Origin of the sequence: Colwellia sp. D2M02 (assembly GCF_018860755.1) — a bacterium.
Classification (GTDB): Bacteria; Pseudomonadota; Gammaproteobacteria; order Enterobacterales; family Alteromonadaceae; genus Colwellia; species Colwellia asteriadis.
Genome location: NZ_JAHKPW010000005.1, coordinates 1 through 26,073, shown reverse-complemented (window position 1 = coordinate 26,073; position 26,073 = coordinate 1). Strand labels below are relative to the sequence as shown.

The 26,073-nt window shown below is 38.3% G+C and carries 25 protein-coding genes; 5 read left to right on the top strand and 20 right to left on the bottom strand.

The annotated features are described in order from the left end of the window. Nucleotide 1: 1 nt before the first annotated feature. From KO495_RS00570 to KO495_RS00545, 6 genes are read right to left on the bottom strand one after another with little or no spacing between them, the layout of a single operon-like run. The gene (locus KO495_RS00570) at nt 2-373 is read right to left on the bottom strand and encodes an NADH-quinone oxidoreductase subunit K (RefSeq protein ID WP_215978450.1); all 372 of its coding nucleotides are present in this window, start codon (nt 371-373) and stop codon (nt 2-4) included. Next, a complete protein-coding gene (locus KO495_RS00565) occupies nt 373-1,056 on the bottom strand; it encodes an MnhB domain-containing protein (RefSeq protein WP_215978449.1) in 684 nt (227 codons plus the stop codon). The genes KO495_RS00570 and KO495_RS00565 overlap by 1 nt, the downstream gene beginning before the upstream one ends. After that, nucleotides 1,053-1,364: a DUF4040 domain-containing protein gene (locus KO495_RS00560; protein WP_215978448.1), complete on the bottom strand. Its 312-nt coding sequence runs from the start codon at nt 1,362-1,364 to the stop codon at nt 1,053-1,055. The genes KO495_RS00565 and KO495_RS00560 overlap by 4 nt, the downstream gene beginning before the upstream one ends. Next, nucleotides 1,361-1,702: a monovalent cation/H(+) antiporter subunit G gene (locus tag KO495_RS00555; RefSeq protein WP_215978447.1), complete on the bottom strand. Its 342-nt coding sequence runs from the start codon at nt 1,700-1,702 to the stop codon at nt 1,361-1,363. The genes KO495_RS00560 and KO495_RS00555 overlap by 4 nt, the downstream gene beginning before the upstream one ends. Then, nucleotides 1,689-1,982: a monovalent cation/H+ antiporter complex subunit F gene (locus tag KO495_RS00550; protein ID WP_215978446.1), complete on the bottom strand. Its 294-nt coding sequence runs from the start codon at nt 1,980-1,982 to the stop codon at nt 1,689-1,691. The genes KO495_RS00555 and KO495_RS00550 overlap by 14 nt, the downstream gene beginning before the upstream one ends. 1 nt (nt 1,983) lies before the next feature. Then, entirely contained in the window at nt 1,984-2,505 is a 522-nt protein-coding gene (locus tag KO495_RS00545) for a Na+/H+ antiporter subunit E (RefSeq protein WP_215978445.1), read from the bottom strand. Between the two features lie 133 nt (nt 2,506-2,638). Here KO495_RS00545 and KO495_RS00540 point away from each other — a divergent pair, with 133 nt between their 5' ends. After that, nucleotides 2,639-3,595, top strand: a complete 957-nt coding sequence (locus tag KO495_RS00540) for a calcium/sodium antiporter (RefSeq protein WP_215978444.1) — start codon at nt 2,639-2,641, stop codon at nt 3,593-3,595. A gap of 172 nt (nt 3,596-3,767) precedes the next feature. On the opposite strand, the gene KO495_RS00535 is transcribed toward KO495_RS00540, so the two are convergent. From KO495_RS00535 to glmU, 5 genes are all read right to left on the bottom strand, one after another. After that, nucleotides 3,768-5,900: a TonB-dependent receptor gene (locus tag KO495_RS00535; RefSeq protein WP_215978443.1), complete on the bottom strand. Its 2,133-nt coding sequence runs from the start codon at nt 5,898-5,900 to the stop codon at nt 3,768-3,770. Between the two features lie 357 nt (nt 5,901-6,257). Then, nucleotides 6,258-8,090, bottom strand: a complete 1,833-nt coding sequence (glmS, locus tag KO495_RS00530) for a glutamine--fructose-6-phosphate transaminase (isomerizing) (RefSeq protein WP_215978442.1) — start codon at nt 8,088-8,090, stop codon at nt 6,258-6,260. 49 nt (nt 8,091-8,139) lie between these two features. Further along, on the bottom strand, nt 8,140-8,898 hold the full coding sequence (locus KO495_RS00525) for a DeoR family transcriptional regulator (RefSeq protein WP_215978441.1): 759 nt from the start codon (nt 8,896-8,898) through the stop codon (nt 8,140-8,142). A gap of 241 nt (nt 8,899-9,139) precedes the next feature. Further along, entirely contained in the window at nt 9,140-9,889 is a 750-nt protein-coding gene (locus KO495_RS00520; RefSeq protein ID WP_215978440.1) for a transporter substrate-binding domain-containing protein, read from the bottom strand. 44 nt (nt 9,890-9,933) lie between these two features. Next, nucleotides 9,934-11,307, bottom strand: a complete 1,374-nt coding sequence (gene glmU, locus KO495_RS00515; RefSeq protein WP_215978439.1) for a bifunctional UDP-N-acetylglucosamine diphosphorylase/glucosamine-1-phosphate N-acetyltransferase GlmU — start codon at nt 11,305-11,307, stop codon at nt 9,934-9,936. 227 nt (nt 11,308-11,534) lie between these two features. Between glmU and KO495_RS00510 the strand changes: the two genes are divergently transcribed. The 4 genes from KO495_RS00510 (at nt 11,535) to KO495_RS00495 (ending at nt 18,461) form a co-directional block, all read left to right on the top strand. After that, nucleotides 11,535-13,802: a TonB-dependent receptor gene (locus KO495_RS00510; protein ID WP_215978438.1), complete on the top strand. Its 2,268-nt coding sequence runs from the start codon at nt 11,535-11,537 to the stop codon at nt 13,800-13,802. A 303-nt stretch (nt 13,803-14,105) separates the two neighbouring features. Beyond that, nucleotides 14,106-15,797: a GGDEF domain-containing response regulator gene (locus tag KO495_RS00505; RefSeq protein ID WP_215978437.1), complete on the top strand. Its 1,692-nt coding sequence runs from the start codon at nt 14,106-14,108 to the stop codon at nt 15,795-15,797. 41 nt (nt 15,798-15,838) lie between these two features. Further along, nucleotides 15,839-17,914, top strand: a complete 2,076-nt coding sequence (locus KO495_RS00500) for a CHASE domain-containing protein (RefSeq protein ID WP_215978436.1) — start codon at nt 15,839-15,841, stop codon at nt 17,912-17,914. A gap of 118 nt (nt 17,915-18,032) precedes the next feature. Further along, a complete protein-coding gene (locus KO495_RS00495; protein ID WP_215978435.1) occupies nt 18,033-18,461 on the top strand; it encodes a response regulator in 429 nt (142 codons plus the stop codon). A gap of 88 nt (nt 18,462-18,549) precedes the next feature. On the opposite strand, the gene KO495_RS00490 is transcribed toward KO495_RS00495, so the two are convergent. The 9 genes from KO495_RS00490 to KO495_RS00450 form a co-directional block, all read right to left on the bottom strand. Further along, the gene (locus KO495_RS00490; RefSeq protein WP_215978434.1) at nt 18,550-18,972 is read right to left on the bottom strand and encodes a F0F1 ATP synthase subunit epsilon; all 423 of its coding nucleotides are present in this window, start codon (nt 18,970-18,972) and stop codon (nt 18,550-18,552) included. Between the two features lie 59 nt (nt 18,973-19,031). Beyond that, entirely contained in the window at nt 19,032-20,417 is a 1,386-nt protein-coding gene (gene atpD, locus KO495_RS00485; protein WP_215978433.1) for a F0F1 ATP synthase subunit beta, read from the bottom strand. A 98-nt stretch (nt 20,418-20,515) separates the two neighbouring features. Next, nucleotides 20,516-21,379 (bottom strand): F0F1 ATP synthase subunit gamma, encoded by an 864-nt coding sequence (gene atpG, locus KO495_RS00480; RefSeq protein WP_215978432.1) that lies wholly within the window; start codon nt 21,377-21,379, stop codon nt 20,516-20,518. A 37-nt stretch (nt 21,380-21,416) separates the two neighbouring features. Beyond that, a complete protein-coding gene (gene atpA / locus KO495_RS00475) occupies nt 21,417-22,958 on the bottom strand; it encodes a F0F1 ATP synthase subunit alpha (protein WP_215978431.1) in 1,542 nt (513 codons plus the stop codon). 15 nt (nt 22,959-22,973) lie between these two features. After that, the gene (gene atpH / locus KO495_RS00470) at nt 22,974-23,507 is read right to left on the bottom strand and encodes a F0F1 ATP synthase subunit delta (protein WP_215978430.1); all 534 of its coding nucleotides are present in this window, start codon (nt 23,505-23,507) and stop codon (nt 22,974-22,976) included. A 12-nt stretch (nt 23,508-23,519) separates the two neighbouring features. Then, nucleotides 23,520-23,990, bottom strand: a complete 471-nt coding sequence (atpF, locus tag KO495_RS00465; protein WP_215978429.1) for a F0F1 ATP synthase subunit B — start codon at nt 23,988-23,990, stop codon at nt 23,520-23,522. A 48-nt stretch (nt 23,991-24,038) separates the two neighbouring features. Then, nucleotides 24,039-24,260 (bottom strand): F0F1 ATP synthase subunit C, encoded by a 222-nt coding sequence (gene atpE, locus KO495_RS00460; RefSeq protein WP_076417406.1) that lies wholly within the window; start codon nt 24,258-24,260, stop codon nt 24,039-24,041. A gap of 53 nt (nt 24,261-24,313) precedes the next feature. Then, a complete protein-coding gene (atpB, locus tag KO495_RS00455; protein ID WP_215978428.1) occupies nt 24,314-25,084 on the bottom strand; it encodes a F0F1 ATP synthase subunit A in 771 nt (256 codons plus the stop codon). A gap of 42 nt (nt 25,085-25,126) precedes the next feature. Then, nucleotides 25,127-25,513, bottom strand: coding sequence for an ATP synthase subunit I (locus tag KO495_RS00450; protein WP_215978427.1), 387 nt, complete (start codon nt 25,511-25,513; stop codon nt 25,127-25,129). Nucleotides 25,514-26,073: the final 560 nt, after the last annotated feature.

Here is a 26,073-nt window from a genome sequence, read left to right as displayed (position 1 = left end):
GTTAACCTCTCTCTTGCGTGTTATTTGGGCTAGTTATATAAGCTTTATCAGACAATGACTCGGCGGATGTTATCACTTCTTCTTTTTGTACTATTCGAGAAAATTTCGCTATTTTTGACGCTAAATTAAGCCCTAAAGCCGTGCCCGCAGCTGCAACAATAATACCCGTAAGTACCATTGCATGAGGAATGGGATCTATCGCTGCTGGGTAAGTATTCGCCACTGCAAGTAACAACATAAAAATGGCAATACCAATAATATTCAACCCCAATACTTTTCGGATAAAGTCAGTATTTAGGAGGAAACCAAGTAAGCCGATTGCCAACAACAATATGGCGCATAAGGTGTATAGATTAGTTTGTGTTAACTCCATTATGCATGCCCTTTATTAATAGACTCAAAACAAAGAAACAATATTAGGGCAATCGCAAATGTAGCAAAAAACTCTATCGCTAAAATACTTGCGCCAGCTAACTCAACGGGGAATTTTATAAACGCTTGTGACTCGAGATAAAACAATAGTATTGCCACTGAAAACGCTAACACGCCCGAAGACATTAACAAACGGTAACCTAGCTTAGTAAAATCAATAACCCTCACATTCGCTAGCGATAACAATACTAAACAGCCCGCTAGTAATGCTGCTGCTTGAAAAGCACCACCAGGCTTGCTTGAGCCTATCCATAATAAGTAACCCGCCATAACAATAGTCAGCGGAATAAATGCTTTAGCGATAAGTAATACTTGGGATTCTGTGTGTAATTGAAATTTCACTACAGGTACTTCAAGAATATAAGGAAGTACCGCAATGGCGACACATAAAAAAACCGAAAATTCGATAAAAGTATCGTAGGCGCGATAGTTTAAGAGCACCGCAGTAACAATATTGGTAACACCAGTTTGATTAATATCCGCTACAGCAAGCGCTTGTAAACTATTATCATGGACTGGTTGGTTAAACAAAGCTAACAAGAGAGTTATGATAAAAGTAACCACCAAACCAACAATAATCGCTTTTTCTATAGCTTGCCGATGGCTCTTTAATAAAGTACTCAAACCTCACCTCGTGGCTTTGTTGTCTTGGTATTTTCAACAGTTTTTACAATGGTTTTTTCTGCGGTTTTATCCATTGATAATTTTCGCCATGCTGCAAGTAGCATGGCGCCAGTTAGCCCAGCACCAATAGCGGCCTCTGCGATAGCAACATCAATAGCATTTAACTGTATCCAACACAAAGTAATAACGAGCCCTAAGCTAATAAACAATACGATAGCAGTGAACGACTGCTTTACTAAAAAAATTGAACTCGCTATAACTAAAACAGACACGCATAATAAAAAGTCAATCCATAAGTCTACATTCACGGTTCATTACCTCCTTCGCTGTGTGGGTTATTATGTAGACCTTCAGCTTGCTCACTCAACTGTCTCCGCCGTTCATGCCGAGCCACCAAATGACAACTCGTTGCACTCGTTAAAAGTAATAATGCCCAAATCAGTAAAATCTTTATCGCCATAGAAACACTGTCTACTTGTGGTAATAAGCCTAAAGTAATTAACCCTAAGCCTAAATTATCTGATTTAGTTAATGCATGTAATCGACAAAATACATCAGGAAAACGTAACAAACCCAAGGTACCTGCAATAAAGAACAAACAGCCGAGTGACACCATAAAAATGGTGTAAATATTAACGATCATCATTGTTGCTATCTATTGTTGTCGAGTCGAAGGGTTGCTCAGCTAACTTTAAAAAAGCAACAACAGTGATTGATGCTAATAGCGTAAAAACAAGCGCAACATTGGTAATTTCTTCATTATGTTGAAGTACAGAGAGTACAATAACAACGGTTGTACCTATAGTGCCAAATAATTGCGCCGCTAACATACGATTGGCATTATCGGGCCCCGCTAATACTCTTATTAACCCTAAAATTAAGCACAACAACAAAGTAACAACGACTGCTATATAAAAATAGTTCATCTCAAGTAGCCTTTTTAGTTATGGAGTTACGCTTAGGCGCCGACACATCTAACCCAAATAGTTCGCTCACAATTAGCTCACACGCATAAATTTCATTGAGTGTCTGGTCGGTTACTGCTAATACATGGACAAGCACACTATTTGGCTCTCTAATTACACCGACTGAACCAGGTAATAAGCTGACAACATTCATAAATAAATTCATTGGTAAGCCTGCGGGAATATGCTTAATAGGGTAATGAACAAACTCAGGTTGTAACTGCATGTTCAACGAAAACGCACGTAATGCTGTGTCTTTACCCCCTTTAATTGACTGATATAAAAAAAAACCAACAAACTTAGGGATTTTAATAAACTGAAGACGCGCACCACTACGAGCAGTATTCGCCTTTTCAGAAAGCTTTACTGACACAAAAACACTTAAAGGAATGAAAACAATACCCACTAATAGCGACGCAAGGTCACCCTCTGCAAGGAGAAACCAAAACCCAGCTAAGAGTAATGTAGATATGAATGAAAACAAAGATATGCGCTTAATATTGTCAAGGTTAATTTGGCAACGAGTATAGGAGTTATAGGAGATAAAGCCTATAAAAAAAACACATAATTTTGTAACTTACCCTATATAATGCAAAAAACTTTCTTCAGGTGAATGAATGAATTACATCATGGTTATTGCAGGGCTTATCATGCTACTTAGTGGTGGTGAGCTTCTAATACGTGGAGCAATGTCTGCTGCGAATAAACTTCAAGTATCACCATTTTTAAGTGGCTTAATTATTGTCGGCTTTGGCACTTCAATGCCAGAGTTAATTGTGTCAATTAATGCCGTATTAAATAATACCCCTTCTGTTGCCTTAGGTAACATTATTGGCAGTAATATTGGCAATATAGGGCTTATTCTTGGTACTTGTGCTTTAATCACTCCTTTGGCATTTAAGCCGTTGGCACTTAAGCGCGACGCTATTGTTATGCTAAGCGCAACATCATTACTCGTAATAGTGGGGTTGTCTGGCTCTTTTTCTCTGCTGTCCGGGGTGCTAATGATTACGGCACTGTTCGCCTACCTAGGACTAACTATTCTCAAAGAAAAAAACCAAAAAAACCCATCACAAAAACTTCACCAAGACGAAGGTAAAGCGCTACACAGTCGTCCCCACAACACCTATCTAATCATATTATCTATCACAATAGGGTTAATATTCTTAATACTAGGCGCACAATGGTTTGTTACTGGGGCGACAATAATAGCGACCAAATTTGGCGTGTCTGAAGCGCTAATAGGCTTAACACTTGTTGCTGTAGGAACTTCTTTACCTGAGTTTATGATATCGCTAGTTGCTGTATTACGTAAGCATATGGATGTTGCGGTTGGTAATGTGGTGGGGAGTAATATTTTTAATATTTTAGGCATTCTGGGTGTGTCGTCTTTAATATCTCCTATCTCATTTGATGGTCGCTTTGCTAGCTTCGATCAATGGGCTTTACTCTTAATTACTCTAGTACTGACGCTTTTTTTATTATTCAGCCATACTGTTAGCCGACTCAAAGCGATCTCTTTGTTAAGCTTTTATGTGATTTATATCATTGTCGGTTACTTATATTTTACCTAGAGATTCCATACTATTTGGATAAGCCGCATAAGCATTCAGCCTTTGCTGAGCGTTAACACTATCACTCATAAGCTAAGCTATAAACGCATAAGGTGCCCATAAAGCTACACTTTATGAGCACCTAATTATACAAGTATGAATGCATTGATTTAAGCCAACGCATTACACTTTATTAAAATTGATATGACGCTGTTAAACGTATATCTCGACCAGGCTCTTTAATACCAACAACCCCTTCATAGCCAGGAATATGCCCGTAATCTGCAACACTGCCGTGGCTACGGTATGATTCATCAAATAAGTTTTGTACTGACAAATCCAACCTTAAGTTGTCAATTGGCTCGTAGGTTACGTAAGCATCAAATAAGTTATAACCTGGTTTATTAACGGTTTCTAACTCTGTTACCCAACCGAGTTCCATTGAACGATGGAATACTTCAATGTCATTTAAGCTGGCAACATGGTTATAGTTCAGACCTAATTGAATTTGATCATTAACATGATAATTAAAATTAATGTTTAGTGCGTCACCAACGGCATTACCCAAACCACCATATTCATAAGCAGCCATATCAACACCATCTAACACAACAGTACTATATCCTGATGCGTCATTTGCATCTGGCCAAACAAATGCAGCGTTATTTAACTCAACATTGTTGTGGTTATAACTAACGATAACATCAAAATTATCTCCCTGATAGCCAGCTACCAGTTCAACACCTTTAGTTTCTAAATCCCCAATATTTTCGTAAAATACGCCTTCACGACCTTTAAATTTGTCAAAAACAACATCGTTGATAACACTTAAATAAACAGATGCTTCAAATAACCATGTACCATCGTTATACACTAAACCAAGCTCAGTGTTATCAACGTCTTCAGGTGAAAGTTCAGGGTTGTGAGACAACTCGCCAACAGTAAAAGCATCGGCAACTTGTCGACCACGTAATGCTTGTGCGTAGCCTGCTGAAAGTTTAAGTGCATCGGTAAAGCTATATTCAAAACCAATATTGCCACTAAAACCGTCTTGTTTATCGGTTGAAAACTCTGAATTAGAAGTAACTGGTGTTCCGCTAGCATCGGTTTCAATAACCCATTTACCATCTACTTTGATCCAGTTTGCTTCAATACCGTTATGGTCAAGTTCATAAGCATCATAGCGTGCACCAAAACTAAGTAAAAAATCATCGGTTAATTGCCAGTGATCTTGTACATAAACTCCCGTTACTGTGCCTTCTTCGTCAAAAATACCGCCAAAGTCTTCATAAGACTGCGAGTGCACTTCGTCAACTTTTCGCTCGATGCCATAAGTAATTGAGTGCATACCTATTTCACTCGTGTTGCGTATATCAAAACCTGTCGTTTTGATGGTAGCATCCCATGTGTATAGCTCACGTTTAAACGATGATTCTGTGCTATAAAGGGTTGTTTCAAGGTTTACTAGATCATTTAAGTACCAAGCATGATTTAAGACGATAGTTTCACGCTCGCCCCATGACTTAAATAATGGATCGGTTGCTAGCGGCGCCCAGTTAGTTTGTTTACCAAACTCACCTTCTTCTTGGCGATTTTCGTAACTTACGGTTAATTCTTGGTTTTCGGTAATTTCAGCATTTACTTTAATAAAGCCTAGAGTTTGATCTGCTGCTGTGCCTGGAATTTCTGCACCATCGCCATCTTCCATGTTATTACGGCTAACATTCACGTAAGAAGCAAGTACACCCACCTCATCCGTTAGCTTACCGTATAACGAAATACTTTCTTTGTGGCCATCGTTAGAAAAGTAGCTAGCCTTGGCAATACCACCAAATTTTTCATCTGCACGTAATAAATTGTCAGCACTTTTTGTTTTAAAGCGAATAGCACCACCAACAGCACCTGTACCTGATGTTGCCTCACCTGCGCCAGCTTGTACTTCAACACTTTGTAGCAGTTCAGGTTCTATCGCAACACGACCAATATGGTGAAATAAAGTACTGGTTTGCGGCGCGCCATCAACCGTTACATTAACCATTGAATCTTCCATACCACGAACAAATATTTTTTGCGCAATACCTAACGAGCCACCAACAGTCACTGAAGGGGTGTGACGAAAAATATCTTCTAAATCATTCGCTTGGTAATTTTCTAATTCTTCTGGGGTTATCTCTGAGTTTGTTGTTGCTCCAACAACTGTAATTCTTTCAATTTTTTTCTCTTTTGGCTCAGAAACCACTTGCTCAGCGTATACATTACTACAACAAAAAGCGGCTATAACAGCACTTGCAATAGGCGCTTTTAAAAAATTTTTTTTAGTTAACATCGATTAAGTCTCAAACAATAAAAAGATCGTACATACAAATGATAACTATAACCATTTAGATTCTATTAGTACACAGCTAGCCACTAAGAAATAAAGTTATTATTAATAAAGTTCATTTTTATGCATGATAATTTACGGTTTTTTCATACTCTAACTACCTAGTTAATATTTAAAGATAAACCTAAAGCTATTAATTACAGCAATGCATAAGTGACCTTACGAGGTATTGAAGATTTATATAGATAGCCATTGAAGTAATAACAACAGCATAAAAAAACCACCTTGCTTACACTCGTAAACAAGGTGGTCGTTATTCGGTAATCATAGCTAGCTATATTGTGCTGAAATCGATAGAGCTTACTCTACAGTAACCGATTTCGCTAAATTACGCGGTTGGTCAACGTCAGTGCCTTTTATAATGGCAACATAATAAGAAAGCAGCTGTAGCGGTAAGGTGTAAACAATTGGCGCAATTAAATCATCACATACGGGGACATTTATTACGGTCATAGTTTCATCACTAGCAAAGTTAGCTTCACTGTCGGCAAAAACATACATTAAACCACCACGAGCACGTACTTCTTCAACATTTGATTTTAATTTTTCAATTAAATCATTTTTTGGAGCTACCACGATTACTGGCATTTCAGCGTCAATTAATGCCAGTGGGCCATGCTTTAATTCGCCAGCCGCATAAGCTTCGGCGTGTATGTATGAGATTTCTTTTAGCTTTAGTGCGCCCTCCATTGCTATTGGGTATTGATCACCACGACCTAAAAATAAAGCATGATGTTTATCAGCAAAGTCTTCCGCTAAGCCTTCAATATCACTTGCCAGTGCTAATACTTCATCAAGTTTTGCTGGTAGTGACATTAATGATTGAGCAATTTCAGCTTGTTTATCTGCTGACATGCCATGGTGCTTACCAATAGCGAGTGTCATTAACATTAAGCCAACCAGTTGTGTTGTAAATGCTTTAGTCGATGCAACGCCAATTTCCACGCCAGCCTTAGTCATAAAAGCGAGATCAGATTCACGCACTAATGACGAGCCGTCAACATTACAAATAACTAAGCTAGCTTGGTAACCTATTTCTTTCGCTAAACGTAGCGCAGCTAAGGTATCAGCGGTTTCACCAGACTGTGAAATAGTGACTAACAAGGAGTTTTTAGGTACAAATGATTTTCGATAACGAAACTCACTGGCAATCTCAATATTACAAGAAACTCCTGCAAGTGACTCTAGCCAATAACGAGCAACCATACCGGCATGATAACTAGTGCCACAGGCAATTATTTGTACATGTTCAATGGTTTTAAAGATTTCGTCTGCACCAGCCCCAAAGGCTTGGGTACATATTTCATTATTGACTAGACGGCCTTCTAAAGTATTACGAATTGCGGTCGGCTGCTCATATGTTTCTTTAAGCATATAATGGCGATATTCACCTTTATCACCACTATCATGCGAAACATTAACTTCTTTTGCTGGGCGCTCAACCGCTACACCGTTTATATCAAATACATTCACAGCAAAGCGAGTAACTTCGGCAACATCGCCCTCTTCTAAATAAGAGAATTTACGAGTTACTGGTAATAACGCCATTATGTCTGAGGCGATAAAATTTTCCCCCAAACCATGACCAATCACTAATGGGCTACCTGAGCGGGCAACTATTACACTACTTTTATTGGTACTATCCATTACAACGGTACCGTAAGCACCTTCTAGCTGTTTTACCGCATGCTGCACTGCACTTAATAACGTATCATTTGTTTTTAGTTCATGATGTACAAGATGAGTAATAACCTCAGTATCGGTTTGCGATAAAAACTCATAACCTAAACCTTGTAACTTACTACGTAATGCTTGATGATTTTCAATAATACCATTGTGTACTACGGCAATCGTGCTATTAGAAATATGAGGGTGAGCGTTCACTTCGCTTGGTGATCCATGTGTAGCCCAGCGCGTATGTGCTATACCTGTACTCCCCTCTAATGGGTTATCTTGTAAAGCTTGTGCTAATTCTTGCACTTTACCTAAGCGTTTCGCATAAATAAGTTGGTTATTTTGATCAATAGCAGCAATACCTGCTGAATCGTAACCTCGGTATTCTAAACGTTTAAGTCCTTCAATTAGAATCTCTGCAACATCTCTTTGTGCTACCGCACCGACTATACCGCACATAATATTTTTCCTTGTTCAATAGGGGGTGAATACCAAACTAATAACTAGTTTAGGCAACAATGAGCTTAACGCCCTGATTTATTAATGCAGCTTGCATTTCATCAGACAGGCCGTCGTCGGTGATCACAGTATGAATATGCTCCCAAGCAAGTTCGAGGTTAGGAATTTTTTTCGCTATTTTCCCCGACTCAATCATCACAATCACTTCACGCGCCACTTCAGCCATGACACGACTCAAACCAATAAGTTCATTGAACGTGGTAGTACCACGCTCAATGTCGATACCATCTGCACCAATAAAGAGTTGATCAAAGTCGTACGAGCGCAATACTTGCTCAGCAACTTGCCCTTGAAATGCTTCAGAATTAGCATCCCAAGTGCCTCCGGTCATCAATAAGGTTGGTTCATTTTCTAAGGCATGAATTTCATTTGCGATACTTAAGGCGTTAGTCATCACTACTAAGCCTTTTTTATGGGTAAGCTCAGCCACTAAAGCAGAGGTTGTTTGACCGCTATCAATAATAATACGGTTATGATCACGAATGAGCATGGCAGCTTTTTTTGCAATAGCGCGCTTTTGTTGTGAAAGCTTTTCTGCTTTCACTTCGGTTATTTCACTGGGTAATGCGATAGCACCACCATAACGCCTTAACAGTAATCCGCTGTTTTCTAGGGCAGCGAGATCTTTTCTGATAGTCACTTCTGATGTTTCAAAATGCTTAGCAAGTGCTTCTACACTAACTTCACCATGAATATTAAGATCTAAAATAATATTATGGCGACGTTGTTGGGTATTTCTTTTAGACATGGTTAATCAATAAATCTTCAGTTAACTTTCACTTTGATTATATTGTGTTTCATTTCGAAAGATAATGCAATTAATCTTTAGCTAACCTGAATTATGATGAGGACTCTCTAGCTAGAGACTTTTAGTAATAACGAAATAGAATTTCGTGTCAGTTGCTAGCGTTCGCAAGTAAATTTAACGAAGAAATTAGGAAAATAGCTGCGAGAGAAACATTTGTTCAGGTTATTTAAGGTGAGATAAGTTACTGAAGCAGTAATGAGGTGTACTCGGTGGTTTTACTAAATCTTTTTGCCGCTTGTTGTAATTGTTCTACAATTTCTTTATCGCTATTGATACTTAAACCGATATAGCCATTACGCTGATTTTGTACTGAAATTTCTTTATAGCGAATTTCAACATGTGGCATATTAATTTTTTTCAGATAGCTGGTAACATTATTAGGATCGGTGTAAACCAAATCAACACGGCCCGTAGCTAATAACTTCACCATTTGTTCGTCAGATGAGACGATATAGAGGTTTTCTTGCTCAGAAAAACCCGCAATGGTCAGCTCTTTATGGGCAGCAGAGTCTAGAATCACCGCAATAATTTTTTGCTTAGCTTGCTCAATAGAGTCAACATAATTTTCGGGCTTGCTTTTTAATGAGATAAAAACACGAACAATATGACTAACCTTAAGTAACCAATAAAAACTGCTTTCTCGTTCCGCCGTTCTTATCATACTTAAAATTAAGGTATTAGGTCTGTTTTGGGCAATTGAAAAGGCTCTAGCCCATGGCATAAAAGACACATCCGCTTGCAGCTGTGCCTCAGTTAAAATACCATTTAAAATTTCAATGCTAGGACCTTTGTTTACACCATCATCTTGGTATTGAAGCAGAGAGTTAGTATTGGCAACTACCATTAACTCAGCCGATTCTCTGCTAGCAGCAACAGAGTAACAAGGCTGTGTCGTAAACAATAATAATATTATGATTACTTTTAATGGCATAACGGAGCTAACCTTATTTGTTTAGCATACCTATATATTAGCAGCTATTTTTTCACTGGTCGCTGCCAACCTTCAATATTACGCTGTTTAGTACGGGCAATGGCTAAATGGTCGTTATCTACGTCTTTGCTAATTACTGAGCCAGCACCAACCGTAGTATTATTACCAATAGTAACGGGCGCCACCAATGAACTGTTTGATCCGATAAAAGCATGGTCACCAATTACCGTTTTTGATTTATTCACGCCGTCATAGTTACAAGTAATAGTACCTGCGCCAATGTTTACGTTAGTACCAATAATGGTATCACCCAAATAGCTTAAATGACCTGCTTTACTACCCTCACCAAGCGTGGTGTTTTTCATTTCAACAAAGTTGCCAATATGGGTATTTTGTTGCATAATTGAGCCAGGACGAATTCGGGCAAACGGGCCAACACTACAATCGCGTGCAATAGTTGCATTTTCAATAATACTATTAGGCTTAATCACGGTATTCTCAGCAATAATACTATTAGTAATAATACAGTTGGCTCCAATAACCACGCCATCTGCTAAGCTAACATCTCCATTGAAAATACAATTCACATCAATAACAACTTCAGCGCCCACGGTTAAGTTACCACGAACATCAATACGCGCAGGATCACGTAAACTAGCGCCAGCAATCATTAATTCTTCAGCGACGCGGGCTTGAAATGCGCGCTCTAAGGCAGCGAGTTGTACGCGATTATTAGCGCCTTCAACTTCAATTTCAGTGTCAGGGTGCGCAGTGGCAATAAGTTTGCCCTCTTGATGAGCACTGGCAATAATATCCGTAAGGTAATATTCACCTTGGGCATTGTCGTTAGAAAGCCCACTTAACCAACGCTTTAAGTCACCACCATTGGCCAATAGTATGCCAGTATTGGCTTCATTAATTTTTAGCTGTTCATCGTTAGCATCTTTTTGCTCAATAATACCTACAACCGTGCCATTTTCATTGCTGGAGAAGTCACGAACAATACGACCATAACCATTTGGGTTGGCTAAATGCACAGTTAATAACGCCATACCATTATCAGGCTTTGCCGCTAATAAGCTTTCTAAAGTAGACACTTTCGTTAGTGGCACATCACCATAAAGCACTAACACATCTTCATCGTCATTTAAAAAAGGTGAGGCCTGATCAACCGCATGGCCTGTACCTAACTGTTCTGTTTGTTCAACAAAAGTTAAATCATCACCGGTAACTTGTTGCTTTAAAATATCCCCACCAAAACCATACACAACATAAATATTACTGGCACCTAAGTGGCGAGCACTATCAATAACATGGTTAACCATTGGCTTTTCAGCAATAGTGTGCAGTACTTTAGGTAGAGATGAGCGCATGCGGGTACCTTTACCCGCAGCAAGAATAACAACAGAGAGCGACATAGAAAATCCATTCAGTTAGCATTTTTATAATGCACTATTGTAACTAAGAATAAGCTAACTTTACTAGCACTGAAATATAGCACCGTAATTATTAGTTGAAACTCAGGATGAAATACTACTGATCTTACCATTAGTAATTAATGTATTTGGCGCTATTATGCATAACAACCTATGTACTATAATGTGGCTTACGTTCAATATTTTGTTCACATATCGGTAAGTTTTCTATGCAATTAAGCTCTATTTCTCTCGCTCTAATAACCGCTTTAAGTATTCAACTGCCTACACAAGCAGAAACAATCACGACAGAACAAGAAAACAACAAAGAACAAGCGATAGAGCGCATTACAATTAATCATATAATTTCACCAAACCATAATAATATTGCTGGTGCTATTGTCGCCTTAAATAAAGAAGAAATAGAGCGTCAACGTCCTTTCTCTATCAAAGAAGCGCTTGAGAATATTGCCGGTATTAATGTAGTCGGTGAAGATGTATTCTCAACACACTTAAATATTGGTATGCGTGGTTTAAACCCTAGGCGCAGTGCACGAACGCTGTTAATGGAAGACGGTATGCCACTATATTTGGCTCCTTATGGTGATCCATCGGCTCATTACTCTCCACCAATAGAAAACCTTGAATATATCGAAGTAGTCAAAGGATCTGGCCAAGTTCTTTATGGTCCACAAACTATTGGCGGTATGATTAACTTTGTTACTACACCTGTACCAACATCAGGTGTAACAGGTAACATAAATGTTGAATTAGGCACTAATGGATTTCAAAACATTTATGCCCGTGCAGGTGTAGGTAATGAAAAGGGTGGAATACTGATCAGTGCAACAGATAAAAGTGGTGATGGTATTCGCGAAAATCATCAGCTTGATATCAGTGAGCTATCCTTCAAAGGACAGTGGAATATCAATAATAGCCACACTATCACCGCGAAGTACGCACAATTCAAAGAAGACTCTAACATTTCAGAAACTGGGCTATCTGAAGCAGAATATGCCACAAACCCTTTTCAAGCACCAACGGGTAAAGTTGATGGCTTTATTCAGCAACGTGACACTCTGCATTTAATTCATGATTATGAAATCAATAATGATGTAGTGCTATCGAGCCAGTTTTATCATGTTGATAATGACCGTGCCTCTTTTCGACAAATTAATGGCCCCGGTGAAGCGATAGAATATTGCCCAACCGTTGATGACTTTTCTGATGTTCCCGGTGCGCGCCGAGCGTTGCCAGCAACAGAAGATAACTCACAAATTTGTGGTGGTCGTTGGCGCCCACGTTATTATAACTATTGGGGCATAGAGCCACGTCTCACCTTTAATCACCAATGGTTAGGGTCAGACAGTGAAGCAATTATTGGTGTTCGTTATCACCGTGAAGATATTCAACGCCATCAATTTAGAGGGTATGATTCTCGCTTTCAATCGCTTGATTTTGCCAAAACCTACACGGATGTTGATCAAGACGATAACCGTGCAGGCTGGCACCAAGAGCATATTCAAATTGATGTAACAGCACGCTCATATTATATAAAAAATGCTTTTAAAACGGGTGCATGGACAATTACTCCTGGTTTACGTTTAGAAGATATCACCGCAACCACCGACTATATAAGAACCGAAGGTGCAGCCCCTAAAAATCCAGAAAAAAGATATACCCAAAGCCATAGTGAATTACTACCAGGTATTGGTGCAACATATGAAATAAACAATAACACCACAGTTTTTGCAGGAGTTCACCAAGGTTTTTCACCTGCAAGACCCAATCGAGATATTGAAGACGAAAATCCTGATGCTTCATACTTAGCGACTAAACCAGAGCAAAGTACTAATTATGAGTTCGGCTTTAGGAGCACTGAAATAACCACAATAAGCCTAGATACCACTTTGTTTTTAACTGACTTTGATGAAATTGTTGTTCAAGCAACCAGTGGCCGCTACGTCAATGCGGGCGAATCTCGTCAAGCAGGTTTAGAAGTTGCTGGACAACTCAATTTTGCTGATCTTTATAAAACCCCATACAACGTTTACCTGCAAGGTAATTACACAAACTTATTTTTAGCTGAATTCAACAGCTTAAAAGAAATACGAGACGACAGTGGTGCAAACATTATCGAAAGCGCATCATTTGAAGCCGGAAATCGCCTGCCGTATGCACCTAAACACATGGCCTCATTAACACTAGGGTTCGAAAGCGCACAGAGTACTGTTGATGCCCGTATTGGACTCAATTATGTTAGTGAGCAGTTTGTAGATGGAGCAAATACCACTATTTCCTCTGAAAGTGGCGAAGAAGGCATAATTCCTTCACATACTATATTCAGCTTAACCGTTAATTATCGACCAACAGAGCAACTAACCCTTTATATTAATGGTCAAAACATTACTGATGAGCTTTATTTAGTTAGTCGTGTTGATGGCATGGTTGCAGGTCGAGAGCAACAGTTCTCTGCTGGTGTGAATTATCAATTTTAAATTGAATACACAATTTAAATCACTGTAAGGCTAATCAAAAAATAAACCGTTAAATTCATTAATCAAATCATAATATTCAATGCTGATCATTTAATAGAGCTTTCGGCTTTAAAGCTAGCAAACGAGTTTGATAGTAATATGAAAATTTACCTGCATTGATATTTTTATGATCTATAGTTGTAAGTATTCTGAAAAATAGTGAACAACGCGATACTATTCTTTTTGTGTATTTCAGTTCATCTCATAAAGTGCACAAATTACTGGTAGTTAAATATCAAGTAATAGGAATACTAAAGGGGTTATATGGATATATTGTTAGTAGATGATGATCAAGTTGATAGAGCCGCCATTGTTCGTACCTTAAAAAAAAGTAACTTAAACGTTAATATTGTCGAGGCAGTAACTGTTGATCAAGGACTAGAATTATATTCAAAACACTCTTTTGATATTATTTTGCTGGACTATAAAATGCCAGCACGCGATGGTATTGAAATGATTTTAGACATTAGAAATGAATTTAAAGGCTCAGGGACTGCTATCGTAATGATGAGCACCGTTGAAGATGAGAATATTGCTTTAGAATGCATTAAAGCGGGTGCTCAGGATTTTCTAACAAAATCAGATGTTTCTGTAAAAAAACTACGAAGAGCAATACTCCACTCAACAACACGACATGAACTAGAAAAACAGCTATTTCAAACATATCAACAAGTTAAGCAACTCGCGGAAACTGATTCGTTAACTGGCTTACCCAACCGCTACTTCTTTGATGAGTCGTTAAAATTAGCGATAACCAATAATCGACGAAATAATCATACACTCGCATTACTATTACTCGACATTGATAACTTTAAATTAATAAATGACAACTTTGGTCATGATGTTGGTGACTGCTTACTTAATAAGACAGTTTCTAAAATTAAAGGGTGCTTGAGAGGAAATGAACTTTTCTCACGGTTAGGCGGTGATGAATTTGCAATAACGCTTAGCAATCTCGAAAGCAATGAACAAGCTTTACTTGTAGCTCAGCGCATCATCAGTGCAATGCAAGAATCAATTGAGATTTCTACTTCTACGATAAACTCTACCGTCAGTATTGGCGTTGCTTTTCATCCCTGTAATGGCAGGACTAGTGAAGAATTATTTAAGTATGCCGATATCGCAATGTATCGTGCTAAAAAACTAGGTCGTAATCAGATTTGTTGTTTTGAAGATGAAATGCAGCAAAAATTTCATCAGCGATTAAAAGTTGAGTTAGAACTACGAGAAGCTATTAATAAGCAGCAGTTTAAATTATTTTATCAACCAGTAATTGACCCCATCAATGAAAGTTTGACCGGATTTGAAGCGCTCATTCGTTGGCAAATTAATGATGTTATTCGTACGCCCGATGAATTCATTGAAATCGCAGAAGAAACACAGCAAATTTCAGCTATAGGCCTGTGGGTCATCGAAGAGGCGATATCCACCTTATCAAAATGGAACCAAGGACGACGAAAACCCTTAACGATGGCAATTAACGTTTCTGCCGTACAACTAGGTGATTTTACCGTTGTCGAAGCCATTAGCGAATGCTTATTAAAATATAATGTACCCGCACACTTAATTGAAATTGAGTTAACCGAAACCACTTTACTCAAAGATTCCATGACTTCGCGTCAAATACTTGCCAGCATAACTGAAGGCGGTTGTCATTTGTCATTAGATGACTTTGGTACTGGCTATTCCTCTATTGCCCATTTAAGTAACCACCCCATTGATATTGTCAAAATTGATAAAAGCTTGATGCCTATTAATAGTCAAGACATCAGAAATATTGCCCTAGTTAAAGGACTTGTTTCTATGGCAAGTATATTAGGCATGAGGGTAATTGCTGAAGGTGTTGAAACAAAACAACACTCACTATTTTGCCAAGAGCTCAATATTGGTCGTGCCCAAGGTTATTATTATTCTCGCCCTAAAAGCCAGCATGATATTGAAAAAGAGTATCTGTAAATATCCATCAACATGCTAAAAAACATTAAAGGATATATCCATTGACTGAAGAACTTGATAAACCGAACAAGTTGTTACACTGGTATCATTGGTTAGTATTATCCGCTTCACTCTTACTTACCCTGATTGCTTGGAAGGTTTCTGATAATCAAATTCAGGAAAAGCGACTAGAATTATTTAAAGTAGAAACAAAGCAACTACTAGATCAAATATCCGAAAGAATGTCTTACTATGAAGTCGCTTTAAAAGCTGGGGCGGCTACTATCAAAAATATTCCCGAAAATGAGCTAATAACCGATTGGAAGACATTTTCTGAACAATTGAACCTCACAGAGACCTATCCTGGCATTAATGGTATTGGTGTTATTTATTACTTACCTCAAAGCAAAGTTGAGCACTTTATCGCACAGCAACGTATAGATAGAGCCAACTTCAATATTCATCCTCAACATACTAAACAAGAGTATTGGCCGATTACTCATATAGAACCCTTGCAGGATAATGACAAAGCCGTAGGATTAGATATTACTTTTGAAGAACACCGTCTAGCCGCTGCAATAAAAGCAAGGGATACAGCTACCACGCAAATTACCGCGCCCATAGTGCTGGTGCAAGATACCGAAAAATCACCTGGATTTTTGCAGTTTATTCCATTTTATAATGCCACCGATCTTACAACACAGGAACAGCGTAAAAAACATTTTGTCGGTCATATATATGCCCCTTTTATCATGAAAAAACTAATGGAGGCGACACTTAAACAAAAAAATAGGCATATAGTATTTAGTTTATTTGACGGTAATCAGAGCTTTTATAATGAATTAATTACAGACAATAACAATTATGATGGCAACCCCCTCTTTCAGAAAAAAATCACCATGGAAATGTATGGTCGACCATGGACATTCAACATGCAAACTGCGCTTTCTTTTAAAAAAGCCACACATTCAAGCCAACCTCTTATTATTTTAGGTAGTGGTATTATTATTAATAGCTTGTTGTTACTTGTTTTTATTACCTTGATACGATCTCAACAAAAAGCGAATAGTATTGCTAAAACACTCGCAATAAGTGAAAAGCATTATAAGCATATAATCGAATCAGCTCCTTGTGGAATGATTATTACCAATAAGCAGGGGGAAATAGAAAAAATAAACCCACAAACAGAATTATTATTTGGTTATAAAAGTCATGAATTAATTAATCAAAAAATTGATATGCTGATCCCAAAGCGATTTCAACAACAACACCCTAAGCTTCGTGAAGGTTTTAATAAGAACCCGTCGAATAGGCAAATGGGGTTAAACAGAGAAGTCTTTGGCTTAACAAAAAGAGGAGAGGAGTTCCCTGCTGAAATTGGTTTAGCACAATTCAAAGAGGGTGATAACTTTAAAATACTCGCTACCGTTATTGATATAAGCGAGCATGTTCAAATTACTGATGAGTTAAAACGTAGTAACAAAGAGCTAAACGATTTTGCATATGTTGCCTCACATGATTTAAAAGCACCACTTAGAGGTATAATGCAGCTTGCCTCTTGGATTGAAGAAGATACTGCTGATTTTGCGACACAAGACACTAAAAATAACTTAGCATTATTAATGAACAGAACCTCTCGTTTAGAGAAATTATTAGAAGACTTATTAACATACGCTCGTATCAGTCGCAACCTAGGCGATATTCAAACGGTTAATATTAACGATTTGGTTTTATCTATATTTGATTTACAAAGCCCTCCTCAAGGTATTTCAATTACTTACCAAGGTTCATTAGAAGATATATCTACAGATTTACTACCATTAGAAATTATCCTTCGTAACTTAATTAGTAATGCTATTAAGCATAGAGATAGCGACCAACTCTGTATCAACATTACAGCTCAAGAATACCCCACTTATTATCAGTTTTCAGTTGAAGATGATGGCTTAGGTATTCCTGAAAAACATCACGAGAAGATTTTTGACTTGTTCAAAACACTAAGACCTAGAGATGAAGTAGAAGGTAGTGGCATGGGTCTTTCTATCATTAAAAAATTGCTCGACTATAAGAAGTGTGCAATAAAGGTGACTTCTGATGGAGAAAGTGGCAGTTGCTTTACTTTTACTTGGCCTAAATAACCTAACTAGAGATAATAAACCCACCTCTAGTTATTGGATAAAAGAATAACTGTGTTTAGGCGCATAAACCTCTCTCTATTAGTTGCCTTTATTAATGCGAATACATCATGGAGTAACAATGAGTGATAATAATTATAAACCTGCCACAATATTGCTAGTAGAAGATGATGATATAGATGCAATGAGTGTAGAAAGAGCATTTAAGAAGCTTAAAATTGGTAACCCTATCATACGTGCTAAAGATGGTGTTATAGCCTTAGAGTTGTTAAAAAATGGCTCTATTGATAAACCTTATATAATGCTATTAGATCTTAATATGCCAAGAATGGGCGGATTAGAATTATTAGCCGAACTACGTAATGATAAAAACCTAAAAAATAGCGTTGTTTTTGTCTTAACAACCAGTAAAGATGATGAGGACAAACTTGCTGCTTACGATAAAAATATTGCAGGTTATATTGTTAAGGAAAAATTACAGCACGGTTTTGATGAACTGGTTAAGCTATTAGATCACTACTGGAGAATAGTAGAGCTTCCTGATAACTAAATAATTGAAATTAAATAACTGTGATCAAAAACGGCGCTTATCTTACGATAAGCGCCGTTTTAAAATCTATAACCACTAAAACAAGTGTTTAGCCTTTCTTGCTAGTTGCTTGAATAACACGTAATTGTGCTTCAGCGCGAGCTAATTCAGCAGCAACTGCCGCATAGTCTACATCAATGCCTTTAGCACTCATGTTTTCTTCTGCACGTTGCTTAGCTTCAAGAGCAGCTTGTTCGTTCAAATCATCGGCACGTGTAGCAACATCAGCTAACACAATAACGTTATTTGGTTGAACTTCTAGCATACCACCTGAAAGATAGATAACTTCTTCAGTACCATCTTCCTTAGTGATTAATGCCATACCTGGTTTTAGTGAGGTCAATAAAGGTGCATGACCAGGCATAATACCTAGCTCACCTTCACTACCTGTGATCTGTAATGATTTAATGCTACCAGAAAATAAGCTTTCCTCTGCACTAACAACATTTAGATTTACAGTAAATAATGCCATTTGACTCGACCTCAATTAGCGTAAGTATCTAAACAGCGGTTTAGATACTTACTAGATGATTACATCTTGTTCGCTTTCTCTACGGCTTCTTCAATAGAACCAACCATGTAGAACGCTTGCTCAGGCATATCATCATAATCACCTGCTAAAATGCCTTTAAAGCCAGCAATGGTGTCTTTTAATGATACATATTTACCTGGAGAACCAGTAAATACTTCAGCAACGAAGAACGGTTGAGATAAGTAACGTTGTATCTTACGTGCGCGAGATACTGTTAGCTTATCTTCTTCAGATAACTCATCCATACCTAAGATGGCGATGATATCTTTAAGTTCTTTGTAACGTTGTAGTGTTGATTTAACACTTTGTGCCGTTTCGTAGTGCTCAGCACCAACAACTAACGGATCTAATTGACGAGAAGTAGAGTCAAGTGGATCGATAGCTGGGTAAATACCTTGTGAAGCAATATCACGACTTAGTACAACAGTTGCATCTAAGTGAGCAAAGGTTGTTGCTGGGCTAGGGTCAGTTAAATCATCCGCAGGTACGTATACCGCTTGGATTGAAGTGATTGAACCTTTATTAGTTGAAGTAATACGCTCTTGTAATATACCCATTTCTTCAGCAAGTGTTGGTTGGTAACCAACCGCTGATGGCATACGACCAAGTAGAGCTGATACTTCAGTACCCGCAAGAGTATAACGGTAAATGTTATCTACGAAGAATAATACGTCACGACCTTCGTCACGGAATTTTTCTGCCATAGTTAAACCAGTCATGGCAACACGTAAACGGTTTCCTGGAGGCTCGTTCATTTGACCGTAAACTAACGATACTTTATCAAGTACGTTAGAGTCGTTCATTTCGTGATAGAAATCGTTACCTTCACGTGTACGCTCACCAACACCAGCAAATACTGAGTAACCACTGTGCTCGATTGCGATGTTACGGATAAGTTCCATCATGTTTACTGTTTTACCAACACCAGCACCACCGAAAAGACCAACTTTACCACCCTTAGCGAATGGACAAACTAAATCGATTACTTTGATACCTGTTTCTAACAATTCGTTAGACATTGATTGTTCAGCGTAGGCTGGAGCTTCACGGTGAATAGACCAACGGTCTTTTTCGCCAATTGGGCCAGCTTCATCAATAGGCTCACCTAATACGTTCATGATGCGACCTAATGTCTCAACACCAACTGGTACTTGGATCCCTTGACCTGTATTAACTACATTCAGACCACGACGCAAACCGTCAGAGGTACCCATTGCGATAGTACGTACAACGCCGCCACCTAGCTGCTGTTGAACTTCAAGTACTAAACCTTCAAGGTTACCTTCGGTTACATTTAATGCGTCATATACCTGAGGTACGGCATCTTGTGGAAATTCAACATCCACAACTGCGCCAATGATTTGGACGACTTTACCTGTACTCATGTTTATTCCTCTTAATTTAAGTTTAGCTGGGCTATGCTCAGCTAACTTGTCGTTAAATTACGAAACTTTCGTTATCTACATTTTATTAAAATGTAGCGTTACCCTACTGCAGCAGCACCTGCAACAATTTCACCCAATTCTTGAGTGATTGCCGCTTGACGCGCTTTGTTGTATACCAACTGAAGGTCTTTGATTAACTCACCCGCGTTATCTGTTGCGGCTTTCATCGCAACCATACGAGCAGCTTGCTCACAAGCTATGTTTTCAACAACACCCTGATATACTTGAGATTCAATATAACGAACTAATAATTGATCTAACAAAGCGTTAGCGTCAGGTTCGTAAATGTAATCCCAACGATGACTAATTTCTTCGTCATCTGATTTAGGTAGAGGTAACAATTGATCCATTGTCGCTTCTTGCGTCATAGTATTAACAAATTTGTTATACACAACGTATAGCTTATCAATTTCACCGTCATCATAAGCTTTAAGCATAACCTGAACACTACCAACTAAGTCGGTTAGTGAAGGGCTATCACCTAAGCCTGAAATTTGTGCGGTTACTTTAGCGCCCATGTTGTTGAAAAATGATGTGGCTTTTGCGCCAACAACACCAAATTCAACTTCAGCACCTGATGCTTGCTTTTTAGCAGCATCAGCAAGTACTTTCTTAAATAAGTTAATATTTAAGCCACCACACAAACCACGGTCGGTTGAGACGACAATATAGCCAACACGCTTAATTTCACGTTCTTCCATATAAGGATGACGATACTCTAAGTTACCAAGCGCGATATGACCGATCACATTTCGTATATTTGTCGCATATGGACGTGATGCTGCCATGCTATCTTGCGCTTTACGCATTTTACTAGCAGCTACCATTTCCATAGCGTTTGTGATCTTTTGAGTGTTTTTAACACTCGAAATCTTGGTTTTTATTTCTTTACCAACGGCCATGACTCTTCTCCGAAAAGGTTACTTTATTGAGACTCGATTACCAGCTTTGCGTAGACTTGAAAGTTTCAAGTGCTTTAGTCAAACCAGCTTCGATATCTTTATTGTAGTCACCGCTTTCGTTGATAGTAGCCATCAACTCAGCTTGCTCATTGCTCATGTATGCATGTAAAGCAGCTTCACAATCAACAACTTTGTTTATCGCAACGTCGTTTAAGAAACCTTTTTCAGCAGCAAATAATGAAACTGCTGTTTCTGCAATTGATAATGGGCTGTATTGCTTTTGCTTCATCAATTCAGTAACACGTTGACCATGCTCTAACTGAGCACGAGTCGCGTCATCTAAATCTGATGCGAACTGAGCAAATGCTGCTAATTCAGCATATTGAGCTAGTGCTAGACGAATACCGCCACCAAGTTTCTTGATGATTTTCGTTTGTGCAGCACCACCAACACGAGATACAGAAATACCAGCGTTAACAGCAGGACGAATACCTGAGTTAAACAAGTTAGATTCTAAGAAAATCTGACCATCAGTAATTGAGATTACGTTAGTTGGTACGAAAGCAGATACATCACCCGCTTGCGTTTCAATAATTGGTAAAGCAGTTAATGAACCTGTTTGACCTTTAACTTCACCGTTTGTGAATTTTTCAACGTATGCTTCGTTTACACGAGCAGCACGTTCTAATAAACGACTGTGAAGATAGAAAACGTCACCTGGGTATGCTTCACGACCTGGCGGACGACGTAAAAGTAATGAAATTTGACGGTAAGCAACAGCTTGCTTAGACAAATCATCATATACGATTAGTGAGTCTTCACCGCGATCACGGAAGTATTCACCCATAGAACAACCAGAGTATGGTGCTAAGTATTGTAATGCAGCCGCTTCAGACGCTGATGCAACAACAACAATAGTGTTTGATAACGCGCCGTGCTCTTCTAAGCTACGAACTAAGTTCGCTACAGTAGAAGCTTTTTGGCCAATCGCTACGTATACACACTTAATACCTGTGTTCTTTTGGTTAATAATCGCGTCAAGTGCAATCGCTGATTTACCGATTTGACGGTCACCAATGATTAATTCACGTTGTCCACGACCAATTGGAATCATAGAGTCAATAGACTTAATACCAGTTTGTACTGGTTGGTCTACTGATTTACGGTCGATAACACCTGGTGCAACAACTTCTACTGGAGAGAAGCCATCATTTTCAATTGGGCCTTTGCCATCAATTGGTTCACCTAATGTGTTAACTACGCGGCCTAATAAGCCACGACCTACTGGTACTTCTAAAATACGACCAGTACCTTTAACTTTTTGGCCTTCCGCTAAATCAGCGTAAGGACCCATTACTACCGCACCTACCGAATCACGGTCAAGGTTTAACGCGATAGCAAAACGGCTACCAGGAAGTTCGATCATTTCACCTTGCATTACATCGGCAAGGCCATGGATACGAATAATACCATCTGTTACAGAAACGATAGTACCTTCGTTACGAGCTTCGCTGACAACGTTAAACTGTTCAATTCTATTCTTGATCAGTTCAGCGATTTCAGTGGAATTCAGTTGCATGCTCTGTTCCCTTATCTAAGATTGTAATGTTGTTGCTAAACGGCTCAGTTTACCTTTGATAGAGCCATCGATTACCATGTCACCAGCTTTAATAATTAAGCCAGAAACAATACCCGCATCAACAAAACAATTAAGCTTAACTTTACGTGCCAAGCGCTTTTCAAGCGCGGCGCTTAATGTTGTTTTTTGCTCTGCTGTAACATCTACAGCTGAGGTTACATCCACAGTGACTTCTTGTTCAAATTCAGCTTTAAGCGCTAAAAATTGCTCAAGAATTTGTGGTAGCACCAACAAACGTTCGTTTTCGGCCAATAACTTTAAAAAGTTTTGACCTTGGCTGTCTACTTGCTCACCACAAACATTTAAAAATAACGTTTGTGCTAGCTCAACTGAAGTACCACCAGATAAATAACCTTTAACAGTATCATCTTTAGCAACTTCAGCAGCAAAAGTTAGCTGGTCAACCCAGCTATCAAGTGCTTTAGCTTCAACAGCAAAATCGAACGCTGCTTTAGCATAAGGACGAGCGACAGTTGTCAATTCAGACATAGCTCTTTCCTCTTAAAGTTCAGCGACGAGTTTGTCTAAGATGTCGCTATGTGCAGCGGCATCAATTGAACGCTCAAGAATTTTCTCGGCACCGGCAACAGCAAGAAGTGCAACTTGTGCGCGCAGTTCTTCTTTAGCTCGGTTACGTTCAGTTTCAATTTCTGCGTGACCAGTAGCTAAGATACGATCTTTCTCTACTTGTGCTTTGCCTGCAGCTTCTTCAATTACTTTAGCTTCATGTTTCTTAGCGGCTTCTACAATAGAGGCAGCTTGAACTTTAGCTTCTTTTAATTGAGCTTTCGCTTTCTCTTGAGCAAGCGCAAGATCTTTAGCAGCACGGTCTGAAGCAGCAAGTCCATCAGCAATAGTTGCTTGACGAGCTTCAATGGCACCAATAATCGGTGGCCAGACATACTTCATACAGAATATTACAAATACGACAAATGCAATCAATTCACCAAAAAGGGTCATGTTAATATTCATTTGTGTACCTCCTATTAAAATTCGCGATTAAACAATGGACTTAAAAAATTAAGCACCAACTGCGAATAATAGGTATAAGCCAATCGCAACACCGATCATCGCGATAGCATCGATAAGACCCGCTACGATGAACATTTTTACTTGAAGTTGTGGGGCTAATTCTGGTTGACGAGCAGCAGATTCTAAGAACTTGCCACCTAAAAGACCAAAACCAATCGCAGTACCAAGTGCACCTAGACCGATAAGTAACGCAACAGCGATATATAACATATTTATCTCCGATTATTTAAAGTTATAAAGTTAAAAATTTAAGGTTAAAAAAACTAGTGATCTTCGTGAGCTAGACTCAAATATAGAATCGTTAGCATCATGAAAATAAACGCCTGTAATGGGATAACCAACAAGTGGAATGCAGCCCATAAGAAATGTACTGGCAACTGGAACAAACCAATTGTTGCTATCAGTAAGAAAATTAACTCACCCGCATATAAGTTACCGAACAAACGTAGGGCAAGTGATAATGGGCGTGCTAATAAGGTAACCATCTCAAGAATAAAGTTTACTGGGTATAATGACCAGTGACCAAATGGCTGTGTAGTAAGCTCTTTAATGAAGCCACCAATGCCTTTCACTTTAATTGAATAGTAAATAATTAAGATAAATACACCTAATGCTAAAGCAAAGGTCATATTTGGATCGGTTGTTGGTACAGCTTTCATGTACTCAACGCCAAACCAGCTAAATATTGTTGGTATTAAATCTACAGGAACCCAGTCCATTGCATTCATTAATAAAACCCATACAAAAATGGTTAACGCTAATGGCGCAATAACCGGGTTTTTACCATGGAAAGTGCTTTTAACACTGTCATCTACAAATTCAACAATCATTTCAACTGCACATTGCCACTTACCGGGAACACCCGTAGTCGCCTTTTTTGCTACCGAACGAAATGATAAAAGAAAAACTAAGCCCAAAAATATAGACCAGCCTAAAGTATCTATGTGGAGAGCCCAAAAGCCCTCGCCCACAGTTAGATTCTGAAGGTGATGTTTAATATATTCTTGGCTTGTTAATTCAGCACCTGAAGCCATATTAATTATCCCAATGATTAAAGTTTAAAAAAAATTCTTAAATTACGACTCATGCTTAATAACAAACGGAGTTACTAACGGCATCGCCATAACTAAACAAAACATTGCAAAAAATGGTAACGGTACGATCACTAAAAATTTAAATGCTAGTGCAAACAGAAAAGCCGTTAAAGCCATTTTTAATTTTACGCCGCTAAAAAAAGATTCTACAACCTTTTTTGACGACTTAGCCCCAGCGTATTTAAACGCTTTATAGGCAAATAATATATTAGGTAAAACACCAATCGCACCACCTACTAACGCAGATATCGCCGTGGTCTTCCCTAGAAAAACATACAATAATAGCGAACAGAGCAATACTAAAATACTGATAAGAGCACATTGTTTATAGGCAAAAATTCGCCCTGGCCCTGTTAGTTTATTATTCATAGTAATTGCATTAAATCATTACGAAAAACATCGTATGACTTACAGTTTATTTAAAGTAAAAACTTTAACGCTAAAAAGTTTGCGCAAGTATACTTAACTTGTCTTTTTTTGCAAGATATTACACAGCCTAAAGCCCTTTATTTAAGTCAATAACCCATATTCATAATAAAAATATATCAACAGATAATAGTCTATATAACATTTAAAAATAAGCGCTCTACAAGCAAATTCAAGGGCTAAAAATGTTATTAAATAGTTATCTACTCTAAAATTTTTAGATTATCTTAAAATGCGCTACACAGAAGATCTTAAATAACAATTTATTACATTTAACAAAAGGGAAACGAGACTAAATATTGACCTCCCCCTCTACACTGAACATATAAAAGACCTTTCTATAATTAGGTAAATCATATCAGCTAATAAGACCTACTTGATAATATAAAGGGTTCTATGAGAGTCAAAGCGTAATTTTTAGTAAAACTACTACCATGATGTGCAGGGTGTACTAATGCCGTAAAACATTTTGATTTAAAAACTACAAAGCAAAAAGCCCGACT